This window comes from Trinickia sp. HAY1-2D, from assembly GCF_056754935.1.
The window spans coordinates 2,328,121-2,341,071 of record NZ_JBPGWX010000002.1 but is presented as its reverse complement, the minus strand read 5'-3'; the positions used below and the strand labels follow the sequence as shown (position 1 = coordinate 2,341,071).

Below are 12,951 nucleotides of genomic sequence, written 5' to 3'. Positions count from 1 at the left end.
CGAAGTTCCGGTCTCAACCCATGCTGCGCGCGTAACGGCGCTCGAGCACGCGGTAATAGGTGAGCATGACGGCGAGATTGGCGGCCAGCAGCAACAGCGCGATCGTTGCACCGAGCGGCCAGTCGAGCGAGCCGAGAAATTGATCGTAGACCGCGGTCGCGGCCATTTTCAGGCGCCGCCCTCCCAGCAGGCCCGGAATCGCAAATGCGCTGGCCGATAGGCCGAACACCATCAGGCTGCCCGACAGAATGCCCGGCATCACCTGCGGCAGCACGATGCGATAAAGCGTGACCCAGGGCGTTGCCATCAGCGACAGCGCGGCTTGCTCGGTTTGCGGATCGAGCCTTTGCAGGGCGGTCCAGACGGGAATGACCATGAACGGCAGCATGACGTGCACGAGTGCGATGACGATCGCGAACGACGTGTATTCGAGTTTGAAAGGCCCGAGGCCGAACAAGGCGAACGCCTGATTGACGAGGCCGTTCGTGTTGAGCAGCATGCTCCAGCCGAACGCGCGGACGACGACGGAGACGAGCAGGGGCGCCAGAATCGCGAGCAGGAACAACGAGCGCCAAGGGTCGCGCATGCGCGAGAGCACATAGGCTTCGGGCGCGCCGATCGCAACGCATGCCACCGTCGTCACGAACGCGATGGCGAACGTGCGCGCGAAGATGGTCTGATAGTAAGGGGAACCGACGACCTCGATGTAGTTGCCGAACTGAAACGCGGCGATGGGGCCGCTCGACGGATCGAAGCGATAGAACGTCAGCACGAGCGTCATCGCGAGCGGTACGAACACGAGGGTCGCAAACAGCACGAATGCGGGCGCGCTCGCGAGCCACAGCGGCACATAGGATCGCCACGGCGTACCGGTCGACGGCAACGCCGGCGATGCGGCGACGGTCGATGTCGTGCGCACCGATGGGGGCTGCGAGGACTTCGATGCAGCGATCGTCATTGTCGCGCCTCGGTCTCGACGAAGCGGATGGCGTCGTTGGTCCAATCGACACCGACCTGCTGTCCTTCTGCGATCGGCTCCCCGCCTTCGTTCTGGCAACACACGAGCACTTCCCCGAGCGGGGAAGCCACCCGATAAAGCCATTGGCTGCCGAGGAAGAAACGGCTCGTCACGGTGGCGTCCAGGCGGCCGCGGCTCGACTCGCAAAGCTTGAGCTTTTCCGGGCGGATACAGACCGTCACCGCGTCGCCCTTGCCGGGGTCGCCACGGCCGTTGCCGCTGAGCACCGCGCGTCCGACGGCAACGACGTCATGCCCGAGGTCGATGCGGATTTCATCGCCGTCGTTCGCGAGCACCGTGCCCGCGAGCAGATTCGCCTTGCCGATGAATTGCGAAACGAAGCGGTTCTCGGGGCGCTCGTAGGCTCGATAGGGCGTATCGATCTGCGTAATGCGGCCTGCCTCCATGACGACGACGCGGTCGCTGATGGACAGCGCTTCGGACTGATCGTGCGTGACCATGATGGTCGTCGTGCCGATGCGCCGTTGGATCGCGCGGAGTTCGAACTGCATTTCCTCGCGCAGCTTGGCGTCGAGGTTCGACATCGGCTCGTCGAGCAGCAGGACCGGCGGCGCGATGACGATGGCGCGAGCCAGTGCGACCCGCTGACGCTGGCCGCCCGAGAGTTCGCGCGGGAAGCGGTGGGCGAGCGCGTCCAGATGAACGAGCGAGAGCGCTTCACGCACGCGCTCCTCGCTTTCCTTGCGATCGGTGCCGCGCATCTCGAGTCCGAACCGGACGTTCTGCGCGACGCTCATGTGTGGAAACAGCGCGTAGCTTTGGAACACGACGCCGAGCCCGCGTCGATTGGGCTTCAGATGTGTGATGTCGCATCCGTCGAGCGCAATGCTGCCGCTCGATACGTCGAGGAAACCGGCGATCATCTGCAGCGTCGTGGTTTTGCCGCACCCGGATGGACCGAGCAAGGAAACGAATTCACCCTTTTCGACCGACAGGTTCAGGTTGCGTACGGCCTGCAGATCGCCGAACGACTTCGAAAGATCGGTGAGCTTGAGAAACGACATGGCGGATCCTCTGTAACCGCGACGCCGCGACACCATCGATGGCGATATCGCCATGGGGCGCGAGGCACGGCTGATTCTGTCCAGACAGATTTGTCGCGTCAATTTGGAATTCCGGTGAGCGGGAGGAAAATCGAAAAAATTCCATTGAGCGGAACGTGGAGGTATCTTTCCCTCGCTTCATTCCATTGCGGACGATCAGGGTTTGCCCGCTGTCTCAAGCCGCATCTCACGCGCACGCTCGAAAACTGAGATACTCGCTTTCGAGGAGCTGGCATAGATAGTTTCACTCAATGGAATAACGGTCGCATATATGAGGCAATCCTCCGTCTCGGATGGCACACCGGCGCGGGCAGCGTCCGAGCAGGCGGACGACGCGCGCGCGAGCGGCATGCTGCCGCGCGCATTCGCCGTGATTCGCGCGTTGGCAGCTGCGCAGGCCGATGGCGCGCGCGTAACGCAGCTCGCCAAGTCCGTGGGCCTTACGCAGGGCACGACGCATCGCATCCTGCACGCGTTGATCGCGGAAGGCGCGGTCGAACAAGACGAGCAGAGCAAGCGCTACCGGCTCGGCCTCGATTTCTTCGCGCTGGCCGCGCTCGCGGGCAACCCCGGCGGGTTGCGCACGCTTTGCCGCCCATCGCTGCTGAGGCTATGCGCCAGTCTCGGCGAGACGATTTTTTTACTGGCGAAGAGCGGGTTCGATGCAGTGTGTCTCGACATCTGCGAGGGACCGTTTCCGATCCGGTCGTTCACGAGCGACATCGGCGGACGAATCGCACTGGGTGTCGGACAAGGCAGCCTCGCAATCCTTGCGTTCTTGCCCGAAGCCGAACGGGAAGAAATCATCCGCTTCAACGTGCCGCGTATTCGCGGATACGGCGTACTCGACGAGGTCTACCTGCGCACCGAGATCGAACGCGTGCGGCAGCTTGGCTACGCGGGACGCAACAGCGGCGTGCTCGACGGCATGGCAGGCGTGGCCGTACCGATCCTCGATCGCACGGGTACGGCCATTGCGGCGTTGAGCGTGGGCACCCTGGCTTCGAGGCTCAACGAGGAACGGCTGCCGATGATCGTGGAGCTGCTGAAACGGCAGGCCGATGCGATCGGGCCGTTGGCCAATCCGTTCGACGTCGCGCTGCGGCGCCGGCCGACGCACGCGCTTGCCGATGTCGTGCCGCACCCGCGCAGCGTATGACCCGCGGCGTCGAGATCAGGGCGGGGGACTCCGGTAAAATCAGCGCTTTTCGCCTCACATCGAGCTGCTCCTCATGACCCAAGACGAACTCAAGCGCATGGTCGGCCAAGCCGCCGCCGACTACGTGAATGCCCACGCTCCGGAGGGCGCCGTCATCGGCGTCGGCACCGGATCCACGGCAAATTGTTTCATCGAAGCGCTGGCACCGCATCGGGCGCGTTACCGCGGCGCGGTGTCGAGCTCGGTTGCCACCACGGCACGGCTCGAGCAGCACGGCATTCGCGTGTTCGATCTGAACGAGATCGAATCGCTGCCCGTCTATGTCGACGGCGCCGACGAGATCGACGCGAGCGGCGCCATGATCAAGGGCGGCGGCGGCGCGCTCACCCGCGAGAAAATCGTTGCTTCGGTATCCGAAGTATTCGTCTGTATCGCCGATGCATCGAAGCGGGTCGATGTGCTTGGCAGCTTTCCATTGCCGATCGAGGTCGTGCCGATGGCACGCACGGCGATCGGGCGGCGAGTCATGGGGCTCGGCGGGGTGCCGGTGCTGCGCGTGCGGCAGGACGGCGCGCCTTATATCACGGACAACGGCAACGAGATTCTCGACGTAAAGGGCTTGCAGATCGCCGCGCCGCGCGAACTCGAGGCGACGATCAACGCGTGGCCCGGTGTCGTCACCGTCGGGCTGTTCGCCGCACGAGGCGCGGATCTGTGCCTGTTGGGCTCCGGAACGGGCGTCGAATCGATTCTTTACGGCGCACCAAGGTAAGCCGCGCGTTCGGCGCGCGAGCGCAACGGGAAGGCATTCGCGCGCGGACCCGAGCGTTGGGCATCGCACCGCGGCTTGCACCGCGGTGCGGACTACGTCGTGCGCTCAGGTGACGGCGTTCGTTTGATGCAGGCTCGGCAGCAGCCGGTCGAATTCGCGTTTCACGAGCCCGTAGCATTCGCAAGCACGCGATTCGAGGCCTTTGCGATCGAGCACCTTGATATGCCCTCGGCTGTGATGGATGAGGCCCTGCTCGTGCAGCTTGCCGGCGGCCTCGGTAATGCCCTCGCGGCGCACGCCGAGCATGTCGGCGATCATCTGTTGCGTCACGGCCAGCTCGTTCGTGGCGGCCCGGTCGATTTCGATCAGCAGCCAACGGCATAGTTGCTTGCTGAGCGAGTGGTGCCGGTTGCAGGCGGCCGTTTGTGCGACTTGCGTGAGAAGGGCCTGCATATAAAGCAGCATCAGCCGGCGCAGGAGATCGGAACGCGCGATCTCCTGTTTCAATTGCTGAGCGCTCATTCGGTAGGCAAAACCCGCGCATTGCACTTGGACACGACTCGGCATCGTCTCCCCGCCGGTCAGCACTTGTACGCCCGTCATGCCCTCACGGCCGACGGCGGCGAGTTCGACAGAACCGCCGTCTTCCATCATCGAGAGGATCGAGATGATGGCCGTCGTCGGGAAGTAGACGTGATGGATCTTGTGTCCGCAGTCGCACAGCAATTGCTCTGTGCGAAGATGAACCAACTCGAGATGAGGCGTCAGCGCTTGCCATTCATGCGACGGCAATGCCCCTAGCAGATGGTTGCCGTGAAGGTCGGATTGTAGTGTCAACATGATCGGTCCTCGAATAACAGCCACGTCATGCGGTTCTCGCGCATAGGCTCGTGCGGCTCTTTGTTGCTTAAGGCCGTGGATGCTTGGATGCGTCGGACGACTGGGTTCCGACATCGCCATTCAACCCGGCGTGGTTTTGGCCTTCTCTCCCTGGCCGTGCCACCGTCTGTGCGGCAGCGCTCAGTTGCGCGCCAGGATCAGCGAGGATCGTGCCATGCCCCGCGAGGCCCCGCCGCACCGGAAGCGACCACTGTTGCGACGCGGGACTACGGAACCGAGCAACCTTTTTGTTTCAAATCTGCACAACGCGCCCGTGGACCGGGACTCCTCAGATTCAGCTTTGTTTGATTGCCGTAAACCGTTGATCGGCCTGCTCTTTGGGCTCGAGGCGCACGGCCTTGGGCAGCCAGCGCACCCTCTCGATCGGCGGCGGGCAAGCACGGGCTGGGTGGCGGAAATTGATTCAGTTGTGTTGCATCGGCCACATTCGTTGCTGCGTCGCGCTGATTTCGCTACGAGAGCGAAGGCCCGGCTGACAAGGGTTCGGCTCCCCCCGCCATGCCGGCCAGCGGCTTGGCGATGCGGATGCATCGACGGTCCCGCGGACAACGCTTCGCAGAGTTGGCGTCCCTCGCATGTAAAAGCGACGAGCGTCGCGAATGACTCATTGTTGAGACATGTGCGTGGGGTGCAATTTCGCGCGTTGTATTGCCTACGCCGTGCAAACTCGGAAGAGTGAGTGCGATTGCGAACGGAACTGTACTTGTATGAGAAGTACCGTGCAGCATGACGATTCGTCTTACCTGGGCCCGCGGCTCGATGGTCGGCAAGCGGTGCTCGTATGCAGCGGTATGCGACCTGTACCGCGCCCGTCGTCGAAGCGGAGACGACAGTGAGGTCTCCTAAACGATTGGCGCCCACGCCGCGAGCGAGCGGCAGCGCGCAAGCATAGTCATACGTGATTCGTCAGAGGGATAACCCTGTTCAGGCGTTTCCCAATAGCGTGGCGAATTTGAACGAAGCACCGTATCGCGTACCGAAAGCGCGATGCGTAGCCGGGCAACGGATGAGGCGGGAGTAAGCGTCGATAGGCGCATCGGGGGGAGTCATGGAGCAGGGGAAGGATCGTTCGCTGGTCAGCAAAGTGATGGACGGGCTTGTCACAGGCATCGTCGAAGAGAAGTACGGGGCGATTCTTCCGCCGCAAGACGTGCTGTCGAAGGAGTTCGACGTCAGCCGCACGGTCATGCGTGAAGCGTTGTCGATGCTGCTCGCGCGGCACATGCTGGACGTCCGGCCGAAGGTCGGTACGCGCATTCGTTCGATGCGCGACTGGCGCATGATCGACGAAGACGTAGTGAACTGGCGCTTCAGGGCCAAGCCCGATCCGCTGTTCATGCGCGACGTCATCGAGTTTCGTATGGTCATCGAGCCGCGGGCGGCGGCGCAAGCCGCGGTACGGGCGAGCGTGGCCGACGTGGCCGCCATTCGCGAGGCGTTCGATCTGTTTCGCTCGCTCGCGCCGGGAGACGCAGGCTATGCGTCCGCCAACGAGATGCTGCATACGCGCATCGTCCATGCGAGCGGCAACCAGTTTTTCCAGCAAATGGCTGCGATCATTCGCGGAGCGCTTGCCGCGACGCAACCGATGCTGATGGAAAAGCAGGGCGCCTGGGAGATCTCGGTGCGCACGCACGAACGTCTGGTTTCGGCGATCGAGCGGCGCGACCCGAAGGAAGCCGAAGCTGCGGCGCTGGCGCTCGTCGAGCTGGCCGCCGATGAAGTCAGCCGGGAGTTCTCGGTCGAGATGCCGGGCCGGCGATAACGGAGTCCGGCACGGCGGGGCGCTCGCGGCCGATGCGGCACGGCTTCGGCGCGCCTTCGCGTAATGGGCAGTTCGACATGCCTGGCGCGGCAACTCGGATATGATCGCAGGCGCATCGGCCATGACCGATGCTCGTTTGCAATCAATCATCCGTCCGGGAGCTCATCGATGCCGACGCTTGCCAACCTCTGGCGCAACAACAAGAGCCTCATTGCCTTCATCTTCCTCATGGTCGTGTTCCGGAGCGCCGTGGCCGACTGGAACTCCGTGCCGAGCGGCTCGATGCTGCCGACGATTCGTGAGGGGGATCGCATTTTCGTCGACAAAATGGCCTACGATTTGCGGGTGCCGCTGACGCACATTCGAATCGCACACCTTGCCGACCCTCAACGCGGCGATATCGTGACGATCGATTCATCGGCTGCCCACGAGCTTCTCGTCAAGCGCATCGTCGCGATCCCGGGCGATAGCGTTTCACTGGTCGACAATGTGCTCTACGTGAACGGAGTGCGCGCGCAGTACCGGTCCCTCGTCGTGGCACCCATGCGCGATGCGCCGTCTTCGCCGGGGATCTACCTCGTCGAACATCTGGACAAGTCGTCTCGCGTCGTACGCGGGTCGCCGGTGGCGCCCAGCCCGCGAAGCTCGTTCGGTCCCGTGATCGTGCCGGCCGGCAAGTACTTCATGCTCGGCGACAATCGCGACAATAGTGCGGACTCGCGCTACTTCGGTTTCTTTCCCCGCAGCGAAGTGATGGGGCGCACGCGCCGGGTTGCCTACTCGCTCGACCCCGACCATTTCTATCTGCCGCGCATCGATCGGTTCGGCGCAGCGCTCGACGCGGTCGCGGCAGCCGCGAAGCTACCGGCCTACTGAAAAGGCGCGATACGCCGGCCCGTCAGTGACGCGTCGGCAGTGCCAGCCGGCGCTCGTACCAGCGCTGCACCCATTCGAGCACTTGGCAGAGCACCCAATAGATTGCGGCCGCCGCGAGATAAAGCGGTAGCGGCTGATAGGTGGCCGCAATGATCTCCTGTGCGCTGCGCAAGAGTTCGGTCACCGTGATGACCGAGACGAGCGACGTATCCTTGATGAGGCTGATCAGGCTGTTCGAAAGGCTCGGCACCGCGATGCGCAGCGCCTGCGGCCCGATGATATAGCGCAGCGTCTGCCGCCTGGACAAGCCGAGGCTGTAGGCTGCCAGCCATTGGCCGCGATGAATGCCGTTGATGGCGCCGCGCATGCTCTCCGATAGATACGCGGCCACATTCGCCGACAGCGCGATGACGCCCGCCGGCGTCGGTTCGAGCGCGATGCCGACGCTTGGCAGCCCGTAATAAACGACGAAGATCTGCACGAGCATCGGTGTGCCGCGCATGAGACTCACATAGATGCGCGCGATCCAGTTCAGGGGGCGACTATGGCTGATACCCATCAATGCGAGCCCGACTGCGGCAACGAGCCCGCAGGCCATCGAAAGCACGGCGAATTTGACGGTGAGTGCCGCGCCCTGCAAGAGTGCGGGCATCGACTGGACGAGCAGGGATGTTGTGGAGGACATGACCTGTGGTGGCGTGGGGGCTAAACGATTCGACGTGCCGCAACGGCGCGAGCGCACATCATATACGCTCGATAAAGAGAAAGGGCGGCATCGCCGTGACGCCGCCCTTCATCAGAAGCTGGGAAATAGCGAGGGGCGCTTACTTGCCCTTGGGCTTCGTAACGTCGATGCCGAACCACTTTTCCGAAATCTTCTTGAAAGTGCCGTCGGCTTCGAGCTGGGTCATAGCATCGTCGATGGCCTTGGCAAATTTCGGATTGCCCTTGCGAAACGGAATGGCGGACGGCGTATCGCTGTTCAGCTGTGCACCCGCACGCAACGGCAGTTGCGAGCCCTTCAGCAGATAAGCGACCATCAGCTTGTCGTTGAGTGCGGCGTCGAGGCGTCCTGCTGCAAGGTCGCGCAGATATTCGGGCGCGCCCGGGTAGGTCTTGACGTCGATGCCGGGAACGGCCTTGGCCATCTGCTCGTAGTTCGTGCCCAGTCCGAGGCCGAGCTTTTTGCCCTTCAGGTCATCGAGCGATTTGAACTCGCGCGGGTCGTCCTTGCGCTCGATCAACTGCGGTCCCGAGTAGGTATAGGCCGGCGAAAAATCCAACACTTGTTTGCGCGCATCGGTCGCGCCGACCTGGTTGACGATCACGTCGAACTTGCCTGCCTGCAGGCCGGCAATGATGCCGCTCCACTCGGTCGTCGTGAATTCGGGTTTCACGCCGAGCTTGGCCGCCACGGCCTTGGCGATATCGACATCGAAACCGACGAGTTCGCCGCTGGCATTCTTCGAATTGAACGGCGGGAACGTCCCTTCGAGGCCGATGCGCAACGTCCCGCGCTGTTTGACCTCGTCGAGTAAATCCGCTGCGTGCGCGGTGACCGTAACGAACGCCGCGCCAAGCAGGCCGGCCGTCAGAATCTTCTTGAGCGTCGCCAATTTCATCGTGTCGATCTCCTCGCCTCGGGGGCAGTGATTAGGTGCGTCATGATAGCGAAATACCAATCGGTCTAGAAATATCGTTTGTTTATGTCTATATGACAGGCGCACTCATGTGGGCGATCGCGTCGACGCACTCGCCCACCAGCGCGGGGCCCCGGTAGACGAAGCCGGTGTAGATCTGTACGAGCGACGCTCCCGCAGCAAGCTTGGCCACCGCGTCGGCACCCGACGCGATGCCGCCGACGCCGATGATGGCGACCGTTTCGCCGAGCTCGGCGCGCAGCTTGGCGATCACGGCGTTGGAAGCTTCGAACACCGGTTTGCCCGACAGGCCGCCTGTCTCGTCGGCATGCGGCAGACCTGCGACGGCCGCGCGCGAGAGCGTCGTATTGGTGGCTATGACGCCTTCGACGCCATGGCGCAGCAGGGTGGCGGCGATCGCCTTGATCTGCTCGTCATCGAGATCGGGGGCGATTTTCAGCGCGAGCGGAACGAACTTGCCGTGCAGGTCCGCCAGCCGTTGTTGCTTGTCCTTGAGCGCGCCGACGAGCGCGTCGAGTTCGTCCGCTCCTTGCAATTGGCGCAGGTTTTTCGTATTCGGCGACGAGATATTGATCGTGACGTAGCTGGCGAACGGGTAGACCCTTTCGAGGCAATAGAGATAATCGTCGGCGGCGCGCTCGATGGGCGTATCGGCGTTCTTGCCGATGTTCAGGCCGAGCGGGCCACGGTATCGCGCCGCCTGCACATTGCGCACGAACTGATCCACGCCGCCGTTGTCGAAACCCATCCGATTGATGAGTGCGCCGGCCTGCGGTAGCCGGAACATGCGCGGGCGAGGGTTGCCGGGTTGTGCGCGCGGCGTCACGGTGCCGACTTCGATAAACCCGAAGCCGAGTGCGGCGAGTCCGTCGATGCAGGCGCCATCCTTGTCCAGCCCCGCTGCGAGCCCGACCGGATTGCGAAACGCGATGCCCATCACCGTGCGCGGCAAGTCGGGTACGTGCGTGGCGAGCAGCCGCGCGACGCCGGCCCGGCCCGCGGCACTCAGTGCGCGCAGCGTCAGATGATGAGCGTCTTCCGCATCCATGCGAAAGAGTTGGGCTCGTGCAAACGGATAAAGGGAGCTGAGCACGGAAAGGTTGGAGCCGGAAATGGAAACCCGCTATTTTACCGGCTTCGCGGTGCCGGCCCCGAAACGCGCGGCCCGGTGCCCGGCGCGCGCAAGGGCGTTACCCTTCGGCGCCACGCGCGGCATCGTCGTCGGAGGGCGGCGCCTCGCGCGAGGACATATCCAGCGGGCTCCAGCGCCCGCCGCTCAAGCCTTCGAGTGGCCGAAAATTCGACTTGTAGGCCATCTTGGCGCTTTCCTGAATCCAGTAGCCCAGATAGACGTAAGGCAGCCCGAGGCTTCGAGCCTGCTCGATCTGCCAGAGAATGTTGTAGGTGCCGTAGCTCGCCTTCGCGGCGTCGGGTTCGAAAAAGGTATACACGGAGGACAGCCCGTCGCCGAGGATGTCGATCATGCTGACCATGCGCAGTGTTCCCGGTTGCGCCATCCCGAGATCGGCTGGCACCGGCTCGCGGAATTCGACGAGCCGCGAGTTGATGCGGCTGTGCAACAGGAACTGTTCGTATTGATCGCGGCTGTCGCGGTCCATGCCGCCGCCCGCATGGCGGGCCGCCTGATAGCGCATATAGAGCCCGTAGTGTTCCTCGTCGTAGTGCAGCGGCGAGACCGATGCGACGAGGCTGGCGTGGCGCTTCCACACACGGCGCTGCGTCCGGTTCGGCGTGAAGGCCGCGACGGGCACGCGAACCGGCACGCAAGCGCGGCAACCTTCGCAGTACGGGCGGTACGTGAATACCCCGGAGCGGCGAAAGCCCGCCTTGACGAGCTCGGTATAAACGTCGGAATTGATCAGGTGGCTTGGCGTGGCGACTTGCGAGCGCGCGATGCGTCCTTCCAGATAACTGCAAGGATAGGGCGCGGTTGCATAAAATTGCAGCGCGGAAAGAGGTGAAAGCGGCAGCTCATTCGGGTGAGTCATTGGCGGCTCTCGAAGCATCGTCCCTCGTTGGCAGGCTGCTCACGGTGCGTGGTCAGCGCGCGCGTTTTTCCGGCATCGCCTGCATCCTGTCAGGCAGGACCTCGAGCAAGGCGGATTTATCGAAGCGCCACGGAATGGGCGCTTGCGCCACCGCTTCGCGCACATGTCCGAGAAAGCTCTTGCGCGCAATTTCCCGGCCGCCGAGCGATGCCAGATGCGACGTATTCTGTTGGCAGTCTATCATTTCTACTTCGTGGCGGAGCAGGTGGCCCACGAGTGCGGCGAGCGCGATTTTCGACGCATCGGTCACATCGGCGAACATCGATTCGCCGAAGAACATGCGTCCGAGCGAGACGCCGTACAGACCGCCCACGCGGGCGCCTTCGTACCAGGTTTCCACGCTGTGCGCTTCGCCGGCGCGATGCAGCATCGAATAGGCGTCGATGATTTCGGCCGTGATCCAGGTGCCGCGCTGCCCTTGGCGCGGCGCTTGCGCGCAGGCGCGCATCACCCCGGGGAAATCGCAATCGACGCGGACCTCCCAGCGCGGATCGCGCAGCACGCGCTTGAGCGTCTTTCTCAGCGAAGGGGATACCTTGAATTCCGCCGGCACGAGGATCATGCGCGGATGCGGACACCACCAGAGTACCGGCTGACCGTCCGAGTACCAGGGGAAAATGCCGCGCCGGTAGGCATCGACGAGTCTCCAGGGCAGCAGGTCCGAGCTCGCGGCCAACAGGCCCGGCGCACCGCTCGTTGCGCCGAGCGCCTGCTCGACAGGCGGGAACGGATCGTCAGGACCGAGCCAGGGGACCATCGGCGCGCGGGTTCGATCAGCCTTCGCGCAGCGAGCGGAAGATGTCGCCCGTGTGCAGCCCATAGTTGCCGGCCGAACGATCGGCAAAGAAAAAACGCAACGTCTGGCAGACGGTGGGAAACGCGATGTCGTCCCAGGGGATTTCGCTTTCGTCGAAAAGACGCACTTCGAGGCTTTCCTCGCCGGCTTCGATATCGATATCGAGCAGCCGCGCCAGATAGAAAATGTGCACCTGGTGGACGTGCGGCACATTGAGCAGCGAGAACAAGTGCTGGACTTCGACGCGCGCGCCCGCTTCCTCGAGCGTTTCGCGCGCGGCGGCCTCCGAGGTGGTCTCGCCCATTTCCATGAAACCGGCCGGCAGCGTCCAATAGCCATAGCGCGGTTCGATCGCGCGGCGGCAGAGCAGGACTTTGTCCTCCCACACGGGCACCGTCCCGACGACATTGCGGGGATTCTGGTAATGCACGGCGCCGCAGCGCTCGCATACGAAGCGCTCGCGATTGTCTCCGGCTGGAATCCGTAAGCTGACCGAGTGGCCGCAGGCTGAGCAGAATTTCATAGATATCGTGAGGGACGGCGCGGGCGCGGTGCAGCGCTGCTGCGTACTCGGCGCTCGCGCAAGCCGGCAAAAAACGCGCGCGTGAAAGTGATGCGAGTTTATCACTGGCTGCCGGCTCGCCGCGGGTCGCCCGACGTTTCGGATCGTGCACCGAAAAAACGAAGCCGGGCGCATGGCCCGGCTTCCGGTCGGCTCGCCGGTGCGCCTCAGACGAACAGCTTGAGTGCCTGGCGCAGCGTGTTGATGACGCCCCAGGCGAGCGGGATCAGCACGTACGCCCAGAAGACGATCAGGCCGATGCGGCTCGACGGCGTGACCGCGGTGGATGTCTCGTTCATTGCGCCTCTC

General features: G+C 63.5%; 14 protein-coding genes. 4 read left to right on the top strand and 10 right to left on the bottom strand.

What is annotated here, in order from left to right; all coding sequences use genetic code 11:
- Positions 1-13: 13 nt before the first annotated feature.
- Together ACR9ZC_RS18120 and ACR9ZC_RS18115 are read right to left on the bottom strand one after the other, a co-directional pair.
- Complete coding sequence (locus ACR9ZC_RS18120; protein WP_481581340.1) at positions 14-958, bottom strand: ABC transporter permease; 945 nt, start codon at positions 956-958, stop codon at positions 14-16.
- Complete coding sequence (locus tag ACR9ZC_RS18115; protein WP_481581339.1) at positions 955-2,043, bottom strand: ABC transporter ATP-binding protein; 1,089 nt, start codon at positions 2,041-2,043, stop codon at positions 955-957. Before ACR9ZC_RS18115 ends, ACR9ZC_RS18120 begins: the two co-directional genes overlap by 4 nt.
- Positions 2,044-2,431: 388 nt before the next feature.
- Here ACR9ZC_RS18115 and ACR9ZC_RS18110 point away from each other — a divergent pair, with 388 nt between their 5' ends.
- Together ACR9ZC_RS18110 and rpiA are read left to right on the top strand one after the other, a co-directional pair.
- Positions 2,432-3,241, top strand: a complete 810-nt coding sequence (locus ACR9ZC_RS18110) for an IclR family transcriptional regulator (protein WP_481582706.1) — start codon at positions 2,432-2,434, stop codon at positions 3,239-3,241.
- 73 nt (positions 3,242-3,314) lie between these two features.
- Complete coding sequence (rpiA, locus tag ACR9ZC_RS18105) at positions 3,315-4,013, top strand: ribose-5-phosphate isomerase RpiA (protein WP_481581338.1); 699 nt, start codon at positions 3,315-3,317, stop codon at positions 4,011-4,013.
- 105 nt (positions 4,014-4,118) lie between these two features.
- Here the strand turns inward: rpiA and ACR9ZC_RS18100 are convergent, their stop codons facing one another.
- Positions 4,119-4,853, bottom strand: coding sequence for a Crp/Fnr family transcriptional regulator (locus ACR9ZC_RS18100; protein WP_173256093.1), 735 nt, complete (start codon positions 4,851-4,853; stop codon positions 4,119-4,121).
- A 1,108-nt stretch (positions 4,854-5,961) separates the two neighbouring features.
- Between ACR9ZC_RS18100 and ACR9ZC_RS18095 the strand changes: the two genes are divergently transcribed.
- Positions 5,962-6,678 carry a FadR/GntR family transcriptional regulator gene (locus tag ACR9ZC_RS18095; RefSeq protein ID WP_331573782.1) on the top strand — a complete coding sequence of 239 codons (717 nt, stop codon included), beginning with the start codon at positions 5,962-5,964 and terminating at the stop codon, positions 6,676-6,678.
- A 168-nt stretch (positions 6,679-6,846) separates the two neighbouring features.
- Positions 6,847-7,554 (top strand): signal peptidase I, encoded by a 708-nt coding sequence (gene lepB / locus ACR9ZC_RS18090; RefSeq protein ID WP_481581337.1) that lies wholly within the window; start codon positions 6,847-6,849, stop codon positions 7,552-7,554.
- Positions 7,555-7,576: 22 nt separating this feature from the next.
- Here lepB and ACR9ZC_RS18085 read toward each other — a convergent pair whose 3' ends face one another.
- The 7 genes from ACR9ZC_RS18085 to ACR9ZC_RS18055 form a co-directional block, all read right to left on the bottom strand.
- Entirely contained in the window at positions 7,577-8,239 is a 663-nt protein-coding gene (locus ACR9ZC_RS18085; RefSeq protein ID WP_481581336.1) for an amino acid ABC transporter permease, read from the bottom strand.
- Positions 8,240-8,378: 139 nt separating this feature from the next.
- Positions 8,379-9,176, bottom strand: a complete 798-nt coding sequence (locus tag ACR9ZC_RS18080; RefSeq protein ID WP_481581335.1) for a transporter substrate-binding domain-containing protein — start codon at positions 9,174-9,176, stop codon at positions 8,379-8,381.
- Between the two features lie 88 nt (positions 9,177-9,264).
- The gene (locus ACR9ZC_RS18075) at positions 9,265-10,308 is read right to left on the bottom strand and encodes a quinone-dependent dihydroorotate dehydrogenase (protein WP_481581334.1); all 1,044 of its coding nucleotides are present in this window, start codon (positions 10,306-10,308) and stop codon (positions 9,265-9,267) included.
- 97 nt (positions 10,309-10,405) lie between these two features.
- The gene (locus tag ACR9ZC_RS18070; protein WP_481581333.1) at positions 10,406-11,224 is read right to left on the bottom strand and encodes an arginyltransferase; all 819 of its coding nucleotides are present in this window, start codon (positions 11,222-11,224) and stop codon (positions 10,406-10,408) included.
- Positions 11,225-11,276: 52 nt separating this feature from the next.
- On the bottom strand, positions 11,277-12,041 hold the full coding sequence (aat, locus tag ACR9ZC_RS18065) for a leucyl/phenylalanyl-tRNA--protein transferase (RefSeq protein ID WP_331567786.1): 765 nt from the start codon (positions 12,039-12,041) through the stop codon (positions 11,277-11,279).
- 16 nt (positions 12,042-12,057) lie between these two features.
- Entirely contained in the window at positions 12,058-12,603 is a 546-nt protein-coding gene (locus ACR9ZC_RS18060) for an NUDIX hydrolase (RefSeq protein ID WP_440560678.1), read from the bottom strand.
- Between the two features lie 206 nt (positions 12,604-12,809).
- Entirely contained in the window at positions 12,810-12,941 is a 132-nt protein-coding gene (locus ACR9ZC_RS18055; RefSeq protein WP_331567782.1) for an MFS transporter small subunit, read from the bottom strand.
- Between the last annotated feature and the right edge of the window lie 10 nt (positions 12,942-12,951).